Source organism: Serratia sp. GW822-FHT06E05 (genome assembly GCF_058799445.1).
This window is the reverse complement of record NZ_JBXALM010000011.1, coordinates 170,944-192,053: the sequence shown is the minus strand read 5'-3', so window position 1 is coordinate 192,053 and position 21,110 is coordinate 170,944. Positions and strand designations below refer to the sequence as shown.

At 56.2% G+C, this 21,110-nt stretch carries 19 protein-coding genes; 11 read left to right on the top strand and 8 right to left on the bottom strand.

Annotation, left to right across the window (positions count from 1 at the left end; translation table 11 throughout):
- Positions 1-7: 7 nt before the first annotated feature.
- Positions 8-415, bottom strand: a complete 408-nt coding sequence (locus tag AC1RKC_RS21600; protein ID WP_020837287.1) for an OsmC family protein — start codon at positions 413-415, stop codon at positions 8-10.
- A gap of 379 nt (positions 416-794) precedes the next feature.
- Here AC1RKC_RS21600 and crp point away from each other — a divergent pair, with 379 nt between their 5' ends.
- Both crp and AC1RKC_RS21590 read left to right on the top strand, forming a co-directional pair.
- The gene (gene crp, locus AC1RKC_RS21595; protein WP_004718520.1) at positions 795-1,427 is read left to right on the top strand and encodes a cAMP-activated global transcriptional regulator CRP; all 633 of its coding nucleotides are present in this window, start codon (positions 795-797) and stop codon (positions 1,425-1,427) included.
- Positions 1,428-1,481: 54 nt separating this feature from the next.
- Positions 1,482-3,557, top strand: a complete 2,076-nt coding sequence (locus tag AC1RKC_RS21590; protein ID WP_493092726.1) for a YccS/YhfK family putative transporter — start codon at positions 1,482-1,484, stop codon at positions 3,555-3,557.
- A gap of 137 nt (positions 3,558-3,694) precedes the next feature.
- Here the strand turns inward: AC1RKC_RS21590 and argD are convergent, their stop codons facing one another.
- From argD to AC1RKC_RS21575, 3 genes are all read right to left on the bottom strand, one after another.
- Positions 3,695-4,912, bottom strand: a complete 1,218-nt coding sequence (gene argD, locus AC1RKC_RS21585; RefSeq protein ID WP_115060714.1) for a bifunctional acetylornithine/succinyldiaminopimelate transaminase — start codon at positions 4,910-4,912, stop codon at positions 3,695-3,697.
- 131 nt (positions 4,913-5,043) lie between these two features.
- Positions 5,044-5,619: an aminodeoxychorismate synthase component II gene (locus AC1RKC_RS21580; protein ID WP_046372490.1), complete on the bottom strand. Its 576-nt coding sequence runs from the start codon at positions 5,617-5,619 to the stop codon at positions 5,044-5,046.
- Positions 5,620-5,723: 104 nt separating this feature from the next.
- On the bottom strand, positions 5,724-7,250 hold the full coding sequence (locus tag AC1RKC_RS21575) for a helicase HerA-like domain-containing protein (protein WP_048760525.1): 1,527 nt from the start codon (positions 7,248-7,250) through the stop codon (positions 5,724-5,726).
- Between the two features lie 225 nt (positions 7,251-7,475).
- On the opposite strand from AC1RKC_RS21575, the gene AC1RKC_RS21570 reads away from it, so the two are divergent.
- Together AC1RKC_RS21570 and AC1RKC_RS21565 are read left to right on the top strand one after the other, a co-directional pair.
- Complete coding sequence (locus AC1RKC_RS21570) at positions 7,476-7,745, top strand: hypothetical protein (protein WP_020837302.1); 270 nt, start codon at positions 7,476-7,478, stop codon at positions 7,743-7,745.
- A gap of 17 nt (positions 7,746-7,762) precedes the next feature.
- Positions 7,763-8,041: a type II toxin-antitoxin system RelE/ParE family toxin gene (locus tag AC1RKC_RS21565; RefSeq protein ID WP_020837304.1), complete on the top strand. Its 279-nt coding sequence runs from the start codon at positions 7,763-7,765 to the stop codon at positions 8,039-8,041.
- On the opposite strand, the gene btsR is transcribed toward AC1RKC_RS21565, so the two are convergent.
- The 3 genes from btsR to ppiA all read right to left on the bottom strand — a co-directional run bounded on the left by btsR (position 8,042) and on the right by ppiA (position 11,183).
- On the bottom strand, positions 8,042-8,767 hold the full coding sequence (gene btsR, locus AC1RKC_RS21560; protein WP_020837306.1) for a two-component system response regulator BtsR: 726 nt from the start codon (positions 8,765-8,767) through the stop codon (positions 8,042-8,044).
- Positions 8,767-10,452, bottom strand: coding sequence for a sensor histidine kinase (locus tag AC1RKC_RS21555; protein WP_046372487.1), 1,686 nt, complete (start codon positions 10,450-10,452; stop codon positions 8,767-8,769). Before AC1RKC_RS21555 ends, btsR begins: the two co-directional genes overlap by 1 nt.
- Positions 10,453-10,613: 161 nt before the next feature.
- Complete coding sequence (gene ppiA / locus AC1RKC_RS21550) at positions 10,614-11,183, bottom strand: peptidylprolyl isomerase A (protein ID WP_020837308.1); 570 nt, start codon at positions 11,181-11,183, stop codon at positions 10,614-10,616.
- Between the two features lie 357 nt (positions 11,184-11,540).
- On the opposite strand from ppiA, the gene AC1RKC_RS21545 reads away from it, so the two are divergent.
- The 4 genes from AC1RKC_RS21545 (at position 11,541) to tsgA (ending at position 15,758) form a co-directional block, all read left to right on the top strand.
- Positions 11,541-11,879: a PTS lactose/cellobiose transporter subunit IIA gene (locus tag AC1RKC_RS21545; protein WP_041415733.1), complete on the top strand. Its 339-nt coding sequence runs from the start codon at positions 11,541-11,543 to the stop codon at positions 11,877-11,879.
- Positions 11,876-13,183 (top strand): 6-phospho-beta-glucosidase, encoded by a 1,308-nt coding sequence (locus AC1RKC_RS21540; RefSeq protein ID WP_020837311.1) that lies wholly within the window; start codon positions 11,876-11,878, stop codon positions 13,181-13,183. The genes AC1RKC_RS21545 and AC1RKC_RS21540 overlap by 4 nt, the downstream gene beginning before the upstream one ends.
- Positions 13,184-13,279: 96 nt before the next feature.
- Positions 13,280-14,257 (top strand): LacI family DNA-binding transcriptional regulator, encoded by a 978-nt coding sequence (locus AC1RKC_RS21535; protein ID WP_493092731.1) that lies wholly within the window; start codon positions 13,280-13,282, stop codon positions 14,255-14,257.
- Between the two features lie 316 nt (positions 14,258-14,573).
- Positions 14,574-15,758, top strand: coding sequence for an MFS transporter TsgA (gene tsgA, locus AC1RKC_RS21530; protein WP_020837315.1), 1,185 nt, complete (start codon positions 14,574-14,576; stop codon positions 15,756-15,758).
- Positions 15,759-15,819: 61 nt separating this feature from the next.
- Here the strand turns inward: tsgA and AC1RKC_RS21525 are convergent, their stop codons facing one another.
- Positions 15,820-17,088 (bottom strand): cytosine deaminase, encoded by a 1,269-nt coding sequence (locus AC1RKC_RS21525; RefSeq protein ID WP_314725657.1) that lies wholly within the window; start codon positions 17,086-17,088, stop codon positions 15,820-15,822.
- Between the two features lie 303 nt (positions 17,089-17,391).
- Here AC1RKC_RS21525 and nirB point away from each other — a divergent pair, with 303 nt between their 5' ends.
- From nirB to nirC, 3 genes are read left to right on the top strand one after another with little or no spacing between them, the layout of a single operon-like run.
- Positions 17,392-19,941, top strand: coding sequence for a nitrite reductase large subunit NirB (nirB, locus tag AC1RKC_RS21520; RefSeq protein WP_308530223.1), 2,550 nt, complete (start codon positions 17,392-17,394; stop codon positions 19,939-19,941).
- On the top strand, positions 19,938-20,264 hold the full coding sequence (nirD, locus tag AC1RKC_RS21515; RefSeq protein WP_020837321.1) for a nitrite reductase small subunit NirD: 327 nt from the start codon (positions 19,938-19,940) through the stop codon (positions 20,262-20,264). The genes nirB and nirD overlap by 4 nt, the downstream gene beginning before the upstream one ends.
- Positions 20,265-20,294: 30 nt before the next feature.
- Positions 20,295-21,095, top strand: a complete 801-nt coding sequence (gene nirC / locus AC1RKC_RS21510; protein WP_046372484.1) for a nitrite transporter NirC — start codon at positions 20,295-20,297, stop codon at positions 21,093-21,095.
- Positions 21,096-21,110: the final 15 nt, after the last annotated feature.

Sequence of the window (21,110 nt, the reverse complement as noted above, 5' to 3'; positions counted from 1 at the left end):
TTATCCGTTACGCCAGGTCGCGGATTTCAAAACTGTGGGTCACGCTGGCGGCTTTGCTCAGCATCAGTGAAACCGAACAGTACTTCTCAGCTGACAGGTTGACCGCACGTTCCACGATCTTGTCGCTCAAATCTTTGCCGGTCACGATAAAATGCAGGTTGATATGGGTAAACAACCGTGGCGCTTCTTCGCGGCGTTCAGAGGTCAGTTTCACCTCGCAATCACGCACGTCGTTGCGTCCTTTTTGCAGGATCGACACCACGTCGATAGCACTGCAGCCCCCTACTGACATCAGCACCATTTCCATCGGACTGGGTGCTTTATCACCAGCGTTGCCGTCCATCAATACCTGATGGCCAGACGCGGATTCACCCAGAAACGTCAACCCTTCCACCCACTTAACTCTTGCCTGCATGCTGGTCACTCCGGTTAATTTCTTAAAATCAGAGTACGCTTTCGCATAGAAACTGGCAACGGAACCTGATGCTAATCATGCTGAAGCGAGACAACACGAGACACCCGCCTCACTCTGTGCTACAAACAGAGCCGCAATAAATCTTTCCGGGACACTGATTTCAGGGAAACTCCCAGGGAAAGGCTCCTTTACCGGTATGTTAACAGAATGTAGCTTGCAGCTCTCCCGGCAAGTTAATATGCTAGAGCGACAGCGTATATTTATGACACGCCTCAAAACCTGCTGATAGCCACCATTAAAACAACGGCGACAGCACGTTTTACAGGGAACTCTGACCCCTGTGACACAAGGCAGCGATAACAACAGAGGATAACAGCGAATGGTTCTCGGCAAACCGCAAACAGACCCTACTCTCGAATGGTTCCTGTCTCATTGCCATATCCACAAATATCCATCCAAAAGTACGCTGATTCACCAAGGTGAAAAAGCCGAAACGCTTTACTACATCGTCAAAGGCTCCGTCGCGGTGCTGATTAAGGATGAAGAAGGTAAAGAGATGATCCTGTCCTACCTTAACCAGGGGGATTTCATCGGCGAGCTTGGATTGTTTGAAGAAGGTCAGGAGCGTAGCGCCTGGGTTAGGGCGAAGACCGCCTGTGAAGTGGCTGAAATTTCCTACAAGAAATTCCGCCAGCTGATTCAGGTAAACCCGGACATCCTGATGCGCCTGTCTGCCCAGATGGCAAACCGCCTGCAGATAACCTCTGAGAAAGTGGGTAACCTCGCCTTCCTGGACGTTACGGGCCGCATCGCGCAAACCCTGCTGAACCTGGCGAAACAGCCTGATGCCATGACCCATCCGGATGGCATGCAGATTAAAATCACCCGTCAGGAAATTGGCCAGATCGTCGGTTGCTCTCGTGAAACCGTGGGTCGTATTCTGAAAATGCTGGAAGATCAAAACCTGATCTCCGCTCACGGCAAAACTATTGTCGTTTACGGCACCCGTTAATCACTGAAAAAACGGCGCGATAATTCGCGCCGTTTTTTTATTCCCCGATTTATCATGTGGCGCCGACTGATTTATCATCCGGAAGTCAACTATGCACTGCGACAAACGCTGGTGCTGTGCCTGCCGGTTCTGCTCGGGCTGTTGATCGGCCAACTGCAATACGGCCTGCTATTTTCCCTGGTTCCCGCCTGCTGCAACATCGCCGGGCTGGACACGCCCCACAAACGTTTCTTTAAACGCCTGATCGTCGGCGGTTCGCTCTTTGCGCTTAGCAGCCTGCTGCTGCAACAGGCACTGCTGTGGCAAGTGCCGCTGCCCGCATTGATGCTCGGCCTGGCACTGTTGCTTGGCGTCAGCGGCGAAATCAGCCCACTGCACGCCCGCCTGCTGCCCGCCGCGCTGGTTGCCGCCATCTTCTCCCTCAGCATGGCCGGTACGGTACCGCTTTGGCACGCGCCGGTATTATATATCGTGGGTACCGCCTGGTACGGCCTGTTTACCTGGTTCTGGTTCAAGCTGTGGAAAGAGCAACCGATGCGCGAGTCGCTCAATCAGCTCTATCTGGAGCTGGCGGACTACTTCGAAGCCAAATATTCGCTGTTGACCCAGCACACCGATCCGCAGACCGCCTTACCACCGCTGCTGGTGCGCCAGCAAAAGGTCATGGACCTGATCACCTTGCTGTATCAGCAGCTTAATTTTCTGCCCCATGCCAGCAATCTCGAACAAAAGCGCCTGCAACGCACCTTTCAGGTCGCGCTGGATTTGCAGGAACATATCACCGTCAGCCTGCACCTGCCGGAAGAGGTCCAAAAACTGGTAGAGCAGAGCCAGGCCGAAGCCATTATCCGCCGCAATGCACAGGTGATTGCCAATCGGCTGCGCACGGTAGCGCACTATATCCTCTATCATCAGCATTCTCAGCGTTTCAACATGGACCATGAGTTGGCAGCCCTGGAAAAAGTGGCGACACAGCACCCGGACAACCCGGTCGGCCAATTCTGTTATTACCACTTCAGCCGCATCGCCCGCCTGCTGCGCACCCAGCACCCACTCTACCGACGCGATCTGATGGCCAATCAAAACCGTCTGCCATTCTGGCCCGCGCTGGTCAGTTACCTGTCGTTCAAATCCAACGCCCTGCGCAATGCGTCCCGGCTGGGAGTCACCCTGGCAGCGGGCAGCAGCCTGGGCATGATTTTCAATCTGCCAAAACCTTACTGGATCTTGCTGACCATCATGCTGGTGAGCCAAAACGGCTACAACGCCACCCGGGTGCGCATCCAGCACCGTGCGCTCGGCACCTTGGTTGGGTTGGTGATTGCCGCCGGGTTACTGCAACTGCAGCTGCCCGAGGCTGAGACGCTGGGCGTGATGCTGGTGATCACGCTGCTGGCCTATCTGGTTTCACGTAAAAATTACGGGCTGGCGGTAATTGGCTTTACGGTGACGGCGGTTTACACCCTGCAACTGTTGGCACTGAACGGCACCCACTTCCTGGTGCCGCGCCTGATCGACACGCTGATCGGCTGCGTACTGGTGTTCGGCAGCACCATCTGGCTGTGGCCACAGTGGCAAAGCGGTCTGCTACGCAAGAACGCCCATCAGGCGTTGGAAAACGATCAGCAGGCGCTGCGCCTGTTGCTGGAAGAGCAAGAACCCGATCCCAGTGCGCTGGCTTATGCCCGCATGCAGGTCAATCAGGCGCACAACGCGCTGTTCACCTCACTCAATCAGGCGATGCAGGAGCCGGGATTTGAATCGAGCTACCTGGCAGATATGCGCCTGTGGGTTACGCACAGCCAGTTTATTGTCGAACACCTGAATGCGATGACCATTCTGGCGCGCGAGCACTATATGCTGACGCCAAAGCTGGCGGAGGAGTATTTGCAGTCTTGTGAAATCGCGCTGCAAAGCTGTCAGCAGCGGCTTGAATACGACGGGCCGAGCAGTGGCAACGGCATTATGCAGCCACCGGATTTGCAGCCGGATATGCCGGTGACTGAAATGGAACGCCATCTGCGGCGGATTTTGTCCCATCTGAGCGTCATGCACACCATCTCGTCACTGGCCTGGCGCCAGCGTCCGCACCATGGTATCTGGCTGAAACGCAAACTGCGCGATCAATAAGGGCGCCGCCGGCGCCCTCAGACTGCTGACAAAGCTTGTTATTAGGGAGACCGCCCCTCGGTGCGCTAGACCCGAGTATCTCGGGCTCACAGACCACTTTGTCATCAAACTCAGGGCACCCTCGGTGCCCTTATGCATTAAGCGCCAATCACGTCCTGCACGGCCAGCTCAAACAGCGCCATCCCTTCGTCAATATCCTCGGTTGCTACCACCAGCGAAGGCGCAAAACGAATCACGTTTGGCCCTGCATTGAGGATCATCAACCCGCGTGCAGCGGCGGCAGTCAGGAAATCACGCGCCTTGCCGTGGTAATTTTTCGTCAATTCGGCACCAATCAGCAGGCCCATGCCGCGAATGTCGCTGAAAACACCATATTTCTCGCCAATCTGTTTTAACGCCTGCACGTACAGTCCATGACGCAGTTCAATGCCACTGAGCACTTCTGGCGTATTGATCACGTCCAGCGCCGCCTCCGCCACCGCGCAGGCCAACGGGTTGCCGCCGTAGGTGGTGCCATGGGTGCCCACCTGCATCACCGAGGCAATCTCTTCGGTGGTCAGCATCGCGCTAACCGGGAAGCCACCGCCAAGCGCCTTGGCCGTGGTCAGGATGTCTGGCGTCACGCCATAGTGCATATAGGCGAACAGTTTGCCACTGCGCCCCATGCCACTTTGCACTTCGTCGAATACCAGCAGCGCCTGATGCTGGTCGCACAGTTCGCGTACACCCTTGAGGAAGTCGGCGTCTACCGGGGTAATCCCCCCCTCACCCTGGATCGGCTCCATTACCACCGCGCAGGTATGGTCGTCCATCACCGCTTTCACCGCGGCCAGATCGTTGAACGGTACGTGTACGATATCAGCCGGTTTGGGCCCAAAGCCGTCGGAATATTTGGCCTGTCCGCCTACAGAGACGGTAAACAGCGTGCGGCCGTGAAACGCGTTATAGAACGCGATGATTTTGGTTTTGTACGGACTGTGGCGGGTAATCGCATAATGACGCGCCAGTTTGAAGGCAGCTTCGTTAGCCTCTGCGCCGGAATTGGCGAAAAACACCCGATCGGCAAAGGTGGCGTTAATTAGCTTGGTCGCCAGGCGCAGCGCCGGTTCGTTGGTGAACACGTTGCTGGTATGCCACAGGGTTTCGCCCTGCTGTTTCAGCGCCTCAACCAACGCCGGGTGGCAGTGCCCCAACGCCGTCACCGCAATACCGCCGGAGAAATCGATGTACTCTTTCCCTTGCTGGTCCCATACGCGGCTGCCTTTGCCCCTGACCGGGACAAACTGAGCAGGTGCATAAACAGGCAGGATAACCTGATCAAAGGTGCTGCGGGTTACTGCAGATTTTTCGGTCATTATGGGGTCCACCCTGAAAGTAACTCAGTTTTTTAATGGCAATTGAATGAAAATATAATCACAAAATATGCATAAAAAACCATTAAAGGGCAAACGCAAATCACCTTGGCGACTAAAAAAAATCTAAGCAATTAACTTTTAAGGAAATTATCCAACAGCTGATGCCCCTGTTCGCTGAGAATGCTTTCTGGGTGGAACTGTACCCCTTCCAGCGCCAACTGCCGGTGACGGATGCCCATGATCTCATCACGTACGCCGTCGCGTTCGCTCCAGGCGGTAACTTCAAAACAGTCCGGCAAAGTAGCAGCTTCAAGCACCAACGAATGGTAACGGGTAACGGTCAGCGGGTTGTTCAACCCACGAAAAACACCGCTGTCGAGATGGCGGATCGCCGAGGTCTTGCCGTGCATCACCTCGCGGGCGCGCACCACCTTAGCACCGAATGCCTGCCCCAGCGCCTGGTGCCCCAGACAAACGCCGAGGATCGGCAGCTTGCCGGCAAAATGTTGGATGGCAGCTAATGAGATGCCGGCTTCATTCGGGGTACAGGGCCCAGGAGAGATCACCAGACGCTGCGGCGCCAGCCTTTCGATATCGGCCAGTTGCAGCTCGTCGTTACGCTTCACCAGCACCTCCGCGCCTAATTCGCAAAAGTACTGGTAAAGGTTATAGGTAAAAGAGTCGTAGTTATCGATCAACAGCAGCATAGTGTTTCCAACAGACATCATCGCAGGGGCGAATATGCCGCCCCGATTTACACGGGCGCAGTATACAACGCCCTCACGATACTGCCGCTACCGATAATTTCAGCTTACTTCTTGCGACCGCCCATGATCGAGCCCAGCACGCCGCGCAGGATCTGTCGACCGAGATCGCGTGCCATGCTCTTGGCGGCGGTTTGAACTATGCCGTCGCGCTTGCCGCCGCGTGGGCCGGTAGAGCCGAACAGAATATCGTTCAGGCCGCCCATCAGGCCGCCACCCGCCTGCTGCTGCGCCTGGGGTTGCTGCGCCGGTTGGCCCGCTTGCGGTGCACCGACGGTGGCGAAACCTTCCGCAGACAGCTTCTCGTAGGCGGACTCGCGGTCCACCATATCCTCATAACGACCGTACAGCGGCGACTTATTGATCGCACTGTTCAGCCCTTCCGCCCCCAGCATGCCCATCTTGGATTCCGGCGCGATCACCATCGCCCGTTCCACCACGTTTGGGCGCCCTTTTTCGTCGAGGAAAGAAACCAGCGCCTCGCCGACGCCCAGCTCGGTGATCGCCGTTTCCGCATCGAAGGCCGGATTGGCGCGCATGGTTTGCGCCGCGGCTTTCACCGCTTTCTGATCGCGAGGGGTAAAGGCGCGCAGCGCGTGCTGCACGCGATTGCCTAACTGACCGAGCACGCTGTCCGGGATGTCGAGCGGGTTTTGGGTAACAAAGTAAATGCCGACACCTTTGGAACGGATCAGGCGTACCACCTGTTCGATTTTCGTCAGCAGCGCCGCCGGTGCGTCGTTGAACAGCAGGTGAGCTTCGTCGAAGAAGAACACCAGCTTCGGCTGTTCCGGATCTCCCACTTCCGGCAGGTGTTCGAACAGCTCGGCCAGCAGCCACAGCAGGAACACCGAATAGAGTTTCGGCTGATTAATCAGCTTGTCCGCTGCCAGCAGGTTGATGATGCCGTGGCCGTTGGCGTCGGTTTTCATCAGGTCATTGATGTCCAGCATCGGCTCGCCGAAGAACTGGTTTGCCCCCTGCTCTTCCAGCGTCAGCAATCCGCGCTGGATAGCACCGACCGAAGCCGAAGAGATATTGCCATATTGGGTTTGGAACTGTTTGGCGTTGTCCCCAACGTACTGCACCATGGCGCGCAGATCTTTCATATCCAACAGCAGCAGCGCATTGTCATCGGCTATTTTGAACACCAGTTGCAGCACGCCGCTTTGAACTTCGTTCAAATCCAGCAAGCGGGCCAGCAGCAACGGCCCCAGATCGGACACGGTGGCGCGGATCGGGTGGCCCTTCTCACCATAAATGTCCCACGGAATAATCGTGCAGGCCTGCGGCTGCCAGTCAGTGACGCCAATTGCCGCCAAACGCGCCTGCAGCTTCTCGGAAGGCACGGCTTCGGTACCAATACCCGACAGGTCTCCCTTTACGTCAGACAAAAAGACCGGCACACCAATGCGCGAAAACTGCTCGGCCATTTTTTGCAGCGTCACGGTTTTACCTGTCCCGGTCGCTCCGGTGATCAGACCATGGCGGTTCGCCAATGCCGGCAGGATAACCAGATCCTGTACCGGTTTCCCGTCTTTCATCGCTTTGGCGATAATCCGTGCTTCACTCATTTTCTTTTCCTTGGACGCGACGCAAAAAGCGCCTGTTGATGTCAATAAAGCTATAAGGGGGACTTAACCCCGTCAAGGACAAACAAAAATCGGCCCCTTAACCCGCCAACTGGACAGGTAAATTTAGGATTCCGCTTAGCCCATTGCAGCCATGCCATAACCCACTTGAACAATAAAACACCGGTGATATAGTAAGCAGTACGCTGTATATACGAGGTATTTACCATGTCTGAATCTACCGTGGTTATCCGCGTGGATGACGAGTTAAAAATAGCTTTTGCCAGCGCGGCCAAAGCAGCGGATCGAACGGCATCTCAGCTTTTACGCGATTTCATGCGAGATTTTGTCAGTCGACAATCGCAGCAAAAAGAGTATGAACAGTGGTTGCAGGAGAAGGTCGATTTAAGCCGAAAAGCGCTCCAGGAAGGAAGAGTGGTTGATAATGAGGACGTTGAGGCTTATTTCGCCGAGCGCAGGGCAAAATCAATGCGGTAAAACGATAAGGAAATATCGTGAAGCTAAAGTGGACGGATCCCACAATTGCTGACCGTATGGCAATTTATGACTATCTTGCGTCAAAGAACCCGATAGCTGCCGCAGAGATTGATGCTTTGATTTCTGCGGCGGCAAGCCAACTATCCCGAAACCCATCAAGTGGCAAAGTGGGCCGGGTTTCAGGTACACGTGAATGGGTCATTCATCATTTTTACCTACTGATTTATGAAGTAAAAAATGACCTTCTTATTATTTTGGCAGTTGTACATTCCCGCCGGCAATGGCCAAAGGATTAATCACCCCCGCAGCCCCAGCTCCTCTTTCAAGGCTTTCAGATAGCGGCGGCTGACCGGGACTGGCTCCCCAACCGGCATGATCATTTCCGCAGCGCCGCCCTCATCGAAGCGAATTTCACGCACCTGCTCCAGATTGACCAAATACTGACGGTGGCAGCGTACCAGCGGTGTCCGCAGCTCCAGCGTTCGCAGCGTCAGCTCGGTAAAACATTCCATGCCGTCATTACGCACCACAAATACGCCACTCAGTCGCGAACGTATCGCTACTACCTCGTCAAAGCGCAGCAAATAGATGCGACTGTGGCCGGTACAGGGGATGTATTTCAGGTAGCCGGCGCTTTCGTCCAGCGCGGCGATGTTTTGCTGCCCACGCTGTTGCTGCAGGCGCTGCAGCGTTTTGCTCAGCCGCTTCGGCTCCGCCGGTTTCAACAGGTAATCAAACGCATGCTCTTCAAAGGCCTGCACCGCGTATTCGTCATAGGCAGTCAGGAACACGATATGCGGCATGCGATTAGGGTCGAGCATGCCTACCATCTCCAACCCGGTAATGCGCGGCATCTGAATATCCAGAAACACCACGTCCGGCTGCAGGCGATGGATCCCGCTGATGGCTTCTATCGCATTGGCGCATTCGCCGACAATGCTGATGCCCTCTTCCGCTTCCAGCAAATGTCGCAGGTTATCGCGTGCAGACGGTTCATCATCGACAATCAGTACGTTTAACATCAGGCAGCCCTCGCCAAGGGTACATTGAGCGTAATGCGGGTGAAGGTTTGTGGCTCACAGGCCACCCGTACGCCATAGCCGTCGCCGTAGCGTACGCGAATACGTTTATCTACCAGGTTCATTCCCAACCCGCTGTTGTTCGGCAAAGGTTGGTATAGACCCGCATTGTCGGTCACCTGCAATAACAGACAGCCGTCTTCGAGCCGAGCGCCAATATCTATACGCCCGATGCCCAGCAACTGCGAAGTGCCGTGCTTGATGGCATTCTCAACGATTGGTTGCAGTGAAAAGGCCGGCAGACGTACCGCCAACAACTCTTCCGGCAGCGATACCGCAATCTCCAGCCGATCGGCAAAACGCGCCTGTTCGATCTGCAGGTAGGCGTTAACGTGCTCAAGTTCGTCTGCCAGGCTGACTTCGTCGTCCGAACGCTTGAGGTTTTTGCGGAAAAAGGTCGAAAGGTACTGCACCAGCTCACAGGCCCGATCCCCGTCACGACGGATCACCGCCACCAGCGTATTCAGGGCGTTGAACAGGAAATGCGGATTGACCTGCGCATGCAGCAATTTGATTTCCGACTGCGCCAGCAGCTGCGTGTGGCGCTCATACTGGCCGGCCATGATCTGTGCGGATAACAGGTTGGCGATACCTTCACCCAGCGTGCGGTTGATGGTACTGAACAAACGGCTCTTCGGCTCGTAGAGTTTGATGGTGCCAATCACCCGCTGGTTCTCACCGCGCAACGGGATCACCAGCGTCGAACCCAGTTTGCAGTTGGCGTTGATCGAGCAGCTGTAGGAAAGCTCATTGCCGTCGGCGTAAACCACTTCGTTGTTGTCGATCGCGCGGTGCGAATGCTTTGATGAGATCGGCGTGCCCGGCAGGTGGTGATCGTCGCCGATACCGATAAACGCCAGCAGCTTCTCACGGTCGGTTATCGCGACCGCACCAATCCCCAACTCCTGATAGAGCACCCGCGCCACCCGCATGCTGTTTTCCTGATCGAACCCTTGGCGCAAGATGCCTTCAGTACGTTCGGCAATTTTCAGTGCCTTGGCGGAGAACGCACCGGTGTATTTCTCGAACATCGCCCGCCTGTCCAACAGGATCTGCATAAACATCGCCGCCCCCAGCGTGTTAGCAATCAGCATTGGCAGAGCAATGTGTTCCACCAGCCGCAGCGCCTCGTCAAACGGCCGTGCAATCGCCAGGATAATCGCCATTTGCAGCACTTCGGTCACTAATGCCACCCCGGCAACAAACAAGGGGTTAAACAGCAGGTCGATACGCCGCCGGCGCATGGCGATGCTGTGCACCAGCCCGCCCACCAACCCTTCCGCCACGGTAGAGACCGCACAGGCGATGTCGGTCATGCCGCCCAGCGTGTAGCGATGCAAGCCCCCGGTCAAACCCACCAGGAACCCTACCGAAGGCCCCCCCAACAGGCCGCCCAGCACGGCGCCGATCGCGCGAGTGTTGGCAATCGATCCTTCGACATGCAGCCCGAAATAGGTGCCCATGATGCAAAACACCGAGAAAATGACGTAGCACAATAGCTTGTGCGGCAGGCGGATAGTCACCTGTGTCAGCGGAATGAATAACGGGGTTTTACTCAGTAAATAAGCAATGACAAGATAGACGCACATCTGCTGTAACAGCAGCAGAACCTGGCTAAATTCAAACATGGCAGCAGCTCATCCCTTAACAAAACAGATGCAGAACGCCGGGTTTCCGGTCTGATTATAAGCTGGCGATTAAAGCATGCGACGGGGAAAAAAACAGTGATGCAGGCAAGGCTTCCGGGGAAAGCAATGCAGCCGGCCCACCGGGGGCCGGCGCAAAATCATTATGGCAGCACTTTCGCTGACAGAATGACGATAGGTTTACTTGGAACGTTTTGGTATGGCCCCACGTTGCCGGTCGGCGCCTGGGAAATTTTATCCACCACGTCCATGCCTTTAACCACCTTGCCAAACACCGCGTAACCGAAATCGCGCTGGCCGTGATCCAGGAAGGCGTTATCCGCCACGTTCAGGAAGAACTGACTGGTAGCACTGTCTTTATCGGCGGTACGCGCCATCGAAATAGTGCCACGCAGGTTACGCAGGCCATTATCCGCTTCGTTCTTGATCGGTGCCTGGGTGGATTTTTGCTGCATATCGGCAGTAAAGCCGCCGCCCTGAACCATAAAGCCCGGGATCACGCGGTGGAAAATAGTGTTGTTGTAGTAGCCGCTGTTCACGTAGTCGATGAAGTTCTTGGTGGAAACCGGAGCCTTCTGACTGTCGAGCGCCAATTCGATATTCCCTGCTGAGGTGGTCAGCATGACATGAGTTTCACCGGCAGCGAGCGCAGCGGGTGCCATTGCTGTCAGGGAACACAGCGCAACGAGGGTCACTAAAGTACGTTTGAACATTAACGGGTCCTTTCTCTAAGAGACAAACAACGGAAAAGCGCTTTGATTCTAAAGAGCTGAACCTGCGAGTGCCAGCCATTTACCTATATTTACGCAATTGTGGGACTTATCTCAGCCAGCCCCGAATTTTACTGCCAAAAGTATGATCGCCTTAGACCTTTTTGCCAACTGCATCACGCATTTTTTGCCCTTTTTACGCCTTGCTCGCTTTTTGCGACACAACTCCCGGTTTCATTTCCTGTTCCGGTTAATCTAAATAAATGAGAGCGCTCTCATTTTAAGAATGACAGCGAAAGTAACGAATATCCGCCGGCACTGCCGCCGCGCAATAACAGGAGAAATAATGTGAGTGAATTGATGACTGAAATCAGCCCCGATTTTGAAAGCACCATCATGGAGCTGCTGGTGTTCTCCGGTGGTGCCCGCAGCAGTGCGTTGATGGCCTTGCAGCAGGCGCGTGCCGGTGACTTTACCGCCTCAGCCAAGCACATGGCCGAGTCCAAACAGTCGGTGAAAAAGGCGCATCTTATCCAGACCCAACTGATCGGCATGGATGAAGGCTGCGGCAAACTGGCCATCAACCTGATTACCGTTCATGCCCAGGATCATCTGATGAACGCTATGGTGATCCAGGATCTGGCGGATGACATGATTGAACTCTACCGCCGCCAGGCCCAGATGGAGGTTCGCGCATGAGCGCCTTGAAAATCGCCGTGATCGGCGGCGGCAGCAGTTACACGCCAGAATTGGTTGATGGGCTGATCCAACGTATCGAAGAACTGCCGGTGACCGAACTGGCGCTGGTAGATGTTGAACCCGGCCGCGAAAAGGTAGAGATCATTGCCGCGCTGACCGAACGCATGCTGGCGCGCCATGGCCTGGAGCAGGTCAAAGTCAGCGTGCATTTCGAACTGGATGAGGCTATTCGGGACGCGAACTTCGTCCTGACCCAGTTCCGCGTCGGCCAGCTGCCGGCACGCGCCGCCGACGAGCGTTTGGGGCTGAAATACGACCTGATAGGCCAGGAAACCACCGGCGTCGGCGGCTTTGCCAAGGCGCTGCGCACCATACCGGTGATGCTGGATATCGCCCGCAGAGTGGAAAAACTGGCACCGGATGCCTGGATCATCAACTTCACCAACCCGGCCGGCATCGTTACCGAAGCGGTCTCACGTTACACCAAAGCGAAAATCATCGGGCTGTGTAACGTACCGATCAGCATGCACCATATGATTGCCAACATGCTGAAAAGCCCTTCTCAAGAAATACAGCTGCAATTTGCCGGGCTGAACCATATGGTCTGGGTTCATCAGGTGCTGCAAAAGGGGCAAGACGTCACCGGTAAGGTGATCGACATGCTGTGCGATGGTGCCGCGTTGACCATGAACAACATCAAGGAAGAGCCTTGGCAGCCGGACTTCCTGCGCGCCGTGGGGGCAATCCCTTGCCCGTACCACCGCTATTTCTACCAAACCAAAGAGATGCTGGCCGAAGAAATTGCCGCGGCGGCCGAGCGCGGCACCCGTGCCGAGCAGGTGATGAAAGTAGAGAAAGAGCTGTTTGAGCTGTATGCCGATCCGCACCTCGACAGCAAACCGGAACAATTAAGTTTCCGCGGCGGATCATATTATTCGGAAGTCGCGCTGGAGCTAATTCGTGCGATCCATAATAATCTCGGCACGCAATTAGTCGTCAATACTGCAAACCGTGGTGCCATTCGCGGTTTACCGGACGATGCTGTGATAGAAACCAACTGTATTGTCGATGCTCAGGGCGCCCACCCGCTGACCTTCGGCACGCTGCCGGATTCCATGCATGCGCTGACTCAACAGGTGAAAGCCTACGAGCGTCTGACTATCGAAGCCGCAGTGCATGGCGATCGCCGTAGTGGTCTGCTGGCGTTGGTGACCAATCCGCTGGTCGGTAATGCCAATGTGGCCCAGCCGCTGCTGGATGACGTGTTGGCGGTGAATGCGCCTTATCTGCCACAGTTTAAATAACCGCCGGGCCAGCCGCGGTTGCTGATACATTGCTATAACTAATCTGTAGGGGGTCGATACGTCGACCCCATTTTTGTCGTAATCAGGAGTCGGATGATGGTGACACTGGAAGATGTCGCAGCCTTGGCGGGCGTGTCCCGCGCCACCGTGTCCCGCGTAGTGAATGGCGACACCAACGTTAAAGGGCAGACCCGCGAGAAAGTGGAACGCGCGGTGGCCCAGCTAGGTTACACCCCCAACCCTGCAGCACGCGCACTGGCCTCCAGCCACAGCAATACCCTCGGGCTGGTCACGACTTCATATCGCGGCGGTTTCTTCGGCGCGCTGATGGACTTCGTGCAAACCGAAGCTGAATCTCATGGCAAACAGTTACTGGTGACCCAGGGCCGCAACAGCGCCGAAAACGAATGGCAGGCGATTCAACGGCTGTTCAGTCTGCGTTGCGACGGTGTGATCCTCCATGTCCGCTTCCTCAGCGACGACCAACTGCGTCAGTTGGCAACAGAGCAACGCCCTTTTATCCTGCTCGATCGTCTGGTGCCTGGTCTGGAAGACCGCTGCGTCACTTTCGATCATCCGCGCGCCAGCCGCATGGCGACCCAACAGTTGATTGATGCCGGCCACCGACATATCGCCTGCATCAGCGGCCCCCGCGATCGCCCCTCCAGCCACTTGCGACTGCAGGGATTTGAACAGGCAATGCAGGCAGCGCACATCAAACCGGTTGCCTGCGTCGAAGGGCTGTACGATTTGGAAAGCGGCTATCGCTGCGCCGATCTGCTGTTGCAAATGAAAACCACGCCTACCGCTATCTATTGCTGCAACGAAGAAATGGCCATCGGCGCGCTGCTGGCAATCAACGAACATCGCCTACGGGTTCCGCAAGATATCTCGCTGATCTGTTACGACAGCGGCGAACGTGCACCTTTCGTTCGACCGGCGCTGACCAGCGTACATTTCCCGATTACCGAAATGGCGCAATACGCGGCAAGGCGGCTGATTGATCCGACCACGCCTGAGGTCAGCTTCTCGCCGATCGTCATCAGTCGAGATTCCATCGTGACGGTGATCTAACAGATCACAAAAATATTTCACCACCGCTCATTCATTGCATCAAAAAATCGACAGCCATCACAAAAACTCCCGTTGTCTGTGCTAGGATCCGCTCCCTGGTGGCCTGATCGGGACTTTTTTCTGCTTTTGCCAGGAAAAGCCAGCGGCCTTAATCCAGCGTTATACCCTATGAATTTCAAATTGCAGCTAGACGCCCAACTTACTCATCCCCTGGAGCTTACTTAGGTAAGTGACTGGGGGGAGTTAGTGCAGGTAACAACGCTGCGGTTTGAAAGGCGACGGGAATAATCCTAACAGACATAATCAGGCCTATATAATGAATGACAGCAACCGTCTACGGCTTACCTGGATCAGCTATTTTTCTTACGCGCTGACCGGTGCTTTAGTTATCGTCACAGGGATGGTGATGGGGAACATTGCAGAGTACTTTAATCTGCCGGTTTCCAGCATGAGCAATACCTTTACCTTTCTTAACGCCGGTATTTTGATTTCGATCTTCCTCAATGCCTGGCTGATGGAAATCATCCCGCTGAAACGTCAATTGATGTTCGGCTTTGTGCTGATGGTGCTGGCTGTCGCCGGGTTGATGGTCGGCAAAAGCCTGACCATGTTCTCGTTGTGCATGTTCGTCCTTGGCGTGGTCAGCGGTATCACCATGTCGATAGGCACCTTCTTGATCACCCATATGTACGCTGGCCGCCAACGCGGTTCGCGCCTGCTGTTCACTGATTCCTTCTTCAGCATGGCCGGGATGATCTTCCCGATTGTTGCCGCAATGCTGCTGGCTCGTCAGATCGGCTGGTACTGGGTGTACGCCTGCATCGGCCTGCTGTATGTAGGTATCTTTGTGCTGACCCTGTTCTCCGAGTTCCCGGTGCTGGGCAACAAAGGCGCCGACGCCGGCCAGCCGGTAGCGAAAGAAAAATGGGGTATCGGCGTGCTGTTCCTGTCGATCGCCGCACTGTGCTACATCCTCGGCCAGCTTGGTTTCATCCAGTGGGTGCCGGAATACGCCACCAAGTCATTCGGTATGGATATCAGCCAGGCCGGTAAACTGGTGAGCGATTTCTGGACCTCATACATGGTGGGCATGTGGGTGTTCAGCTTTATTCTGCGCTTCTTCGATTTGCAGCGCATCGTCACCATTCTGGCCGCTTTGGCGACCGGTGCGATGTACATGTTCGTCAGCACCGACAATCCGGAACACCTGGGCTACTACATTATGGCTCTGGGCTTCGTCTCCAGCGCGATCTACACCACGTTGATCACTCTGGGCTCGCTGCAGACCAAGGTTTCTTCACCGAAACTGGTTAACTTCATCCTGACCTGCGGCACCATCGGCACCATGCTGACCTTCGTGGTCACCGGCCCGATCGTAGCGAAAGGCGGCGCGCATGCAGCGCTGACTACCGCTAACGGCCTGTACCTGGCGGTATTCGTCATGTGTCTGCTGCTCGGTTTCGTGACCAAGCACCGCAGCCACGGTCACGTGACGCACTAACCTGCCGACGTGATGTAAAAAGGGCGCCTTGGCGCCCTTTTTTTATGCTGAAACCGGTGCCTTAACGCCGGAAATCCACCTTCTCATCCTGTGCCAGATACAGCGTGGTTTCGGCTGGCTTAGTCTCGGCAATCACCACCCCCTGCCGTATCGAATAGCGCACCGGCGTCTGTCGGCGCACCGCGTCAAAACCACTTTCCGCCGGCAGAATCACCAGGTTGGCACTGTTCCCTGCCGCCAGGCCGTAATCGGTCAGGTTCAACGTCCGGGCGCTGTGACTGGTGATCAGTTTCAGCCCGTCGTCGATCTGGCCGTATCCCATCAGTTGGCACACATGCAGCCCCATATGCAGCACCTGCAGCATGTTGGCGGTCCCCAGCGGGTACCAGGGGTCGAACACATCGTCATGACCAAAGCAGACGTTGATATTCGCCTCCAGCATCTCTTTCACCCGGGTGATGCCGCGCCGCTTCGGGTAGCTGTCGAAGCGCCCCTGCAGGTGGATATTCACCAGCGGGTTAGCAACAAAGTTGATGCCTGACATTTTCAGCAGGCGGAACAGCCGTGAAGCATAAGCGCCATTGTAAGAGTGCATCGCCGTGGTATGGCTCGCGGTCACCCTGGCACCCATGTCCAGCTTCAGCGCCAGCGCCGCTACGGTCTCGACAAATCGCGACTGTTCGTCGTCAATCTCATCGCAGTGGACATCCACCAGCCGATCGTATTTCTGCGCCAGAGCAAACGCCTTGTGCAGCGACTCCACGCCGTATTCCCGGGTGAATTCAAAGTGCGGGATGGCCCCTACCACGTCGGCTCCCAACCGCAGCGCCTCTTCCAGCAGGGCTTCGCCGTTGGGATAAGACATGATGCCCTCCTGCGGGAAGGCGACGATTTGCAGCGTAACCCAGGGGGCCACTTCCTGCTTCACTTCCAGCATCGCGCGTAGCGCCGTCAGGGTCGGGTCCGAGACGTCAACATGGGTACGCACGTACTGCACGCCGTTGGCGATCTGCCATTTCAGCGTCTGCCAGGCGCGTTGCTTGACGTCCTCATGGATCAGCAGTGCCTTGCGTTCTGCCCAGCGTTCAATGCCTTCAAACAGGGTACCTGACTGGTTCCAGGCCGGTTGCCCGGCGGTTTGGGTGGTATCCAGATGGATATGCGGCTCGACAAATGCCGGCTGCGCCAGCCCGCCCTGCGCATCCAGCACGTCGTTGCGCCACTCCTGCCCTTCCGGCTGCGGCACGATATGAGCGATGCGCCCCTGTTCAATGGCCAGTTGCCACAGCCCTTCATGCCCGCTTAAACGCAGGTTATCGATAAACTTCAATGGACTCTTGGCCACGCTTCACCTCTGCTGTTCCAGCCTGTTTTATTCATCATACTGGCAGCGGATCAGGCTGACAAAGCGCCCTTGCGGTTATTACCCCACCCCTTACTCCCAAATAAGTAGAATTCGCATTAACTGGCTCGTTTCAGCTAAAGGTGAATAAAAACCGCAACTTATCAAATATCGATAAAAATCATCCATATACCACATAAGAGGTATATGGAGGGGCGATTGATTTGCATCAATAAATTGCCCGTAGGGAGGAATAAGGTAACGCTAGGAAATCAGAATTTTGAGGCAATAATGAGCAGAGTCAAACTTGCTGTCATCGGTAACGGCATGGTCGGCCACCGGTTTATCGAAGATCTGTTGGAAAAAGCAGACAAAGACCAGTTCGACATCACCGTATTTTGTGAAGAACCGCGCATCGCCTACGACCGCGTGCACCTGTCTTCTTATTTCTCCCACCACACCGCCGAAGAGCTCTCGCTGGTTCGCGAAGGCTTTTACGAAAAACAGGGCGTAAAAGTGCTGGTCGGCGAGCGGGCCATCACCATCAACCGCAGTGAAAAAGTCATTCACTCCAACACCGGCCGCACGGTGTACTACGACAAGCTGATCATGGCCACCGGCTCTTACCCGTGGATCCCACCGATCAAGGGTTCAGACAGCCAGGACTGTTTCGTCTACCGCACCATTGAAGATCTCAACGCCATCGAAGCCTGCGCACGCCGCAGCAAACGCGGTGCCGTAGTCGGCGGCGGCCTGCTCGGTCTGGAGGCCGCAGGCGCGCTGAAAAGCCTGGGCGTAGAAACCCACGTCATTGAGTTTGCGCCGGTACTGATGGCAGAACAGCTGGATCCGATGGGTGGCGATCAGCTACGTCGTAAAATCGAACGCATGGGCGTCAAAGTTCATACCGGCAAAAATACCCAGGAAATCGTCAACGGCGGGGAGCTGGCGCGCAAGACCATGCAGTTCGCCGACGGCACCGCACTGGAAGTCGACTTTATCGTCTTCTCCACCGGTATCCGTGCCCAGGACAAACTGGCCCATCAGTGTGGGCTAGCCACCGCACGCCGGGGCGGTATCGTGATTAACGACAGTTGCCAAACTTCAGATCCGGACGTTTACGCCATCGGCGAATGCGCCTCATGGCGCGATCGCACCTTCGGCCTGGTTGCACCGGGCTATAAAATGGCGCAGGTAACGGCTGACCATCTGTTGGGGCGCGAAAACACCTTCCTGGGCGCAGACATGAGCGCCAAGCTGAAATTGCTGGGTGTAGACGTCGGCGGCATCGGTGATGCCCATGGCCGCACCGAAGGGGCACGCAGCTACGTTTATCTGGATGAAAGCAAAGAAATTTATAAACGCATCGTCGTCAGCGCAGACAACAAGACCCTGCTCGGCGCAGTGCTGGTGGGCGACACCAGTGACTACGGCAACCTGCTGCAGCTGGCGTTAAACGCCATCGAACTGCCGGAAAACCCGGACGGTCTGATCCTGCCGTCGCACGCAGGCAGCAAGCCGGCGATTGGCGTCGAGTCGCTGCCGGAAACCGCGCAAATCTGCTCCTGCTTCGACGTCAGCAAAGGCGATATCATCAAGGCGGTCAGCATGGGTTGCCACACCGTCGCCGCCATCAAGTCTGAAACCAAGGCCGGTACCGGCTGCGGTGGCTGTATTCCTCTGATCACCCAGGTGCTGAATGCCGAACTGACCAAACAGGGCATCGAAGTCAACCATCACCTGTGCGAGCACTTTGCTTATTCACGCCAGGAGCTCTACCACCTGATCCGCGTCGAAGGCATCAAATCCTTCGACGAACTGCTGGCCAAATACGGTAAGGGTTACGGCTGTGAAGTGTGTAAACCTACCGTTGGCTCACTGCTGGCCTCCTGCTGGAATGAGTACGTGCTCAAACCGCAACATACGCCGCTGCAGGACACTAACGACAACTTCCTCGGCAATATCCAGAAAGACGGCACTTATTCGGTGATCCCACGCTCCGCCGGCGGTGAAATCACGCCGGACGGTTTGATGGCGGTCGGCCAGATCGCCAAGGAATACAATCTGTACACCAAGATGACCGGCTCTCAGCGCATCGGCATGTTCGGCGCGCAAAAAGACGACCTGCCGGCCATTTGGAGCAAACTGATTGCCGCCGGTTTTGAAACCGGCCACGCCTACGCCAAGGCGCTGCGCATGTCGAAAACCTGCGTTGGCAGCACCTGGTGCCGCTATGGCGTCGGCGACAGCGTCGGGTTTGGCGTCAAGCTGGAACACCGCTACAAAGGCATTCGCACCCCGCACAAAATGAAGTTTGGCGTTTCCGGCTGCACCCGTGAATGCGCCGAGGCGCAGGGCAAGGACGTCGGTATTATCGCGACCGAAAACGGCTGGAATCTGTACGTCTGCGGCAACGGCGGCATGAAACCGCGCCATGCCGATCTGCTGGCGGCTGACCTCGACAGCGAAACGCTGGAGCACTACCTCGATCGCTTTATGATGTTCTATATCCGCACCGCCGATAAGCTGCAGCGCACCTCGGTATGGCTGGAAAGCCTGGAAGGCGGCATCGATTACCTGCGCAAAGTGATCATTGACGACAAACTGGGCATCAACGCTCAACTGGAAGCCGAAATCGCCCGCCTTCGCGACGCGGTGATCTGCGAGTGGAAAGAAACCGTTGAGCACCCCGAATCTCAGGTCCGCTTCGCCCACTTTATCAACAGTAGCCAGCGCGATCCGAACGTCCAGGTGGTCGCCGAACGCGAGCAGCACCGCCCGGCCCGTCCGGATGAACGCATTCCTGTCACCCTGTTGGAAACCGAGGAGAACAACGCATGAGCCAGTGGACAACCCTTTGCCCTATCAGCGATATCCTGCCAGGTACCGGCGTGTGTGCCCTGATTGGCGACCAACAGGTGGCCATCTTCCGCCCCTACGCCGACGATCAGGTCTTTGCCATCAGCAATATTGATCCCTTCGCCCAGGCCAGCGTGTTATCACGCGGGCTGATCGCCGAACATCAGGGTGAGCTGTGGGTCGCCAGCCCGTTAAAAAAACAACATTTCCGCCTGCACGACGGTTACTGTCTGGAAGATGACAGCCGCTCCGTCGCGCATTTCGCCAGCCGGGTTTTGGACGGCATGGTGCAGGTCGCGGCCTGATATTTCTACTTTAACCTCAGGGGAAGCAGCATGTTCACCGATACCATCAACAAATGCGCCGCCAATGCGGCGCGCATCGTCCGGCTGGCAAAACACAGCCCGCTGGGCTTTTGGATCAGCTCGGCAATGGCCGGGGCCTACGTCGGCCTCGGCATCATTTTGATCTTCACCCTCGGCAATCTGGTCGATCCCTCCCTGCGTCCGCTGGTGATGGGGGCCACCTTCGGCATCGCGCTGACGCTGGTGATCATCGCCGGTTCCGAACTGTTCACTGGCCACACCATGTTCCTGACGCTCGGCGTCAAGGCCGGCACCATCACGCAGGGCCAAATGTGGGCGGTCTTGCCGCAGACCTGGTTGGGCAACCTGTTGGGCTCGGTGCTGGTGGCGCTGATGTACTATTACGGCGGCGGCAGCCTGTTGCCGGTGGATACCAGTCTGGTACACACCGCGGCGTTGGCAAAAACCACCGCACCGGCGGAAGTGCTGTTCTTCAAGGGCGTGCTGTGTAACTGGCTGGTCTGCCTGGCGATTTGGATGGCGATCCGCGTGGAAGGTGCCGCCAAGTTCATCGCCATCTGGTGGTGTCTGCTGGCCTTTATCGCTTCCGGCTATGAACACTCGGTTGCCAATATGACGCTGTTCGCCCTGTCCTGGTTCGGCCATCACAGCGAAGCCTATACCCTGAGTGGCATCGGCCATAACCTGCTGTGGGTGACACTGGGTAATATCCTGTCCGGCTCGGTGCTGATGGGCCTGGGCTACTGGTACGCCACACCACGTGCCGAACGGCCACAGGCTGAAAAAGCCGTAACGCGTCAAGCCGCATAATATTCCGGGGCGCTT

Bases quoted from the DNA above. Each gene is read 5' to 3' on its own strand.
- AC1RKC_RS21600 (WP_020837287.1), bottom strand. From the start codon at position 415: ATGCAGGCAAGAGTTAAGTGGGTGGAAGGGTTGACGTTTCTGGGTGAA.
- crp (WP_004718520.1), top strand. From the start codon at position 795: ATGGTTCTCGGCAAACCGCAAACAGACCCTACTCTCGAATGGTTCCTG.
- AC1RKC_RS21590 (WP_493092726.1), top strand. From the start codon at position 1,482: ATGTGGCGCCGACTGATTTATCATCCGGAAGTCAACTATGCACTGCGA.
- argD (WP_115060714.1), bottom strand. From the start codon at position 4,912: ATGACCGAAAAATCTGCAGTAACCCGCAGCACCTTTGATCAGGTTATC.
- AC1RKC_RS21580 (WP_046372490.1), bottom strand. From the start codon at position 5,619: ATGCTGCTGTTGATCGATAACTACGACTCTTTTACCTATAACCTTTAC.
- AC1RKC_RS21575 (WP_048760525.1), bottom strand. From the start codon at position 7,250: ATGAGTGAAGCACGGATTATCGCCAAAGCGATGAAAGACGGGAAACCG.
- AC1RKC_RS21570 (WP_020837302.1), top strand. From the start codon at position 7,476: ATGTCTGAATCTACCGTGGTTATCCGCGTGGATGACGAGTTAAAAATA.
- btsR (WP_020837306.1), bottom strand. From the start codon at position 8,767: ATGTTAAACGTACTGATTGTCGATGATGAACCGTCTGCACGCGATAAC.
- AC1RKC_RS21555 (WP_046372487.1), bottom strand. From the start codon at position 10,452: ATGTTTGAATTTAGCCAGGTTCTGCTGCTGTTACAGCAGATGTGCGTC.
- ppiA (WP_020837308.1), bottom strand. From the start codon at position 11,183: ATGTTCAAACGTACTTTAGTGACCCTCGTTGCGCTGTGTTCCCTGACA.
- AC1RKC_RS21545 (WP_041415733.1), top strand. From the start codon at position 11,541: ATGACTGAAATCAGCCCCGATTTTGAAAGCACCATCATGGAGCTGCTG.
- AC1RKC_RS21540 (WP_020837311.1), top strand. From the start codon at position 11,876: ATGAGCGCCTTGAAAATCGCCGTGATCGGCGGCGGCAGCAGTTACACG.
- AC1RKC_RS21535 (WP_493092731.1), top strand. From the start codon at position 13,280: ATGGTGACACTGGAAGATGTCGCAGCCTTGGCGGGCGTGTCCCGCGCC.
- tsgA (WP_020837315.1), top strand. From the start codon at position 14,574: ATGAATGACAGCAACCGTCTACGGCTTACCTGGATCAGCTATTTTTCT.
- nirB (WP_308530223.1), top strand. From the start codon at position 17,392: ATGAGCAGAGTCAAACTTGCTGTCATCGGTAACGGCATGGTCGGCCAC.
- nirD (WP_020837321.1), top strand. From the start codon at position 19,938: ATGAGCCAGTGGACAACCCTTTGCCCTATCAGCGATATCCTGCCAGGT.
- nirC (WP_046372484.1), top strand. From the start codon at position 20,295: ATGTTCACCGATACCATCAACAAATGCGCCGCCAATGCGGCGCGCATC.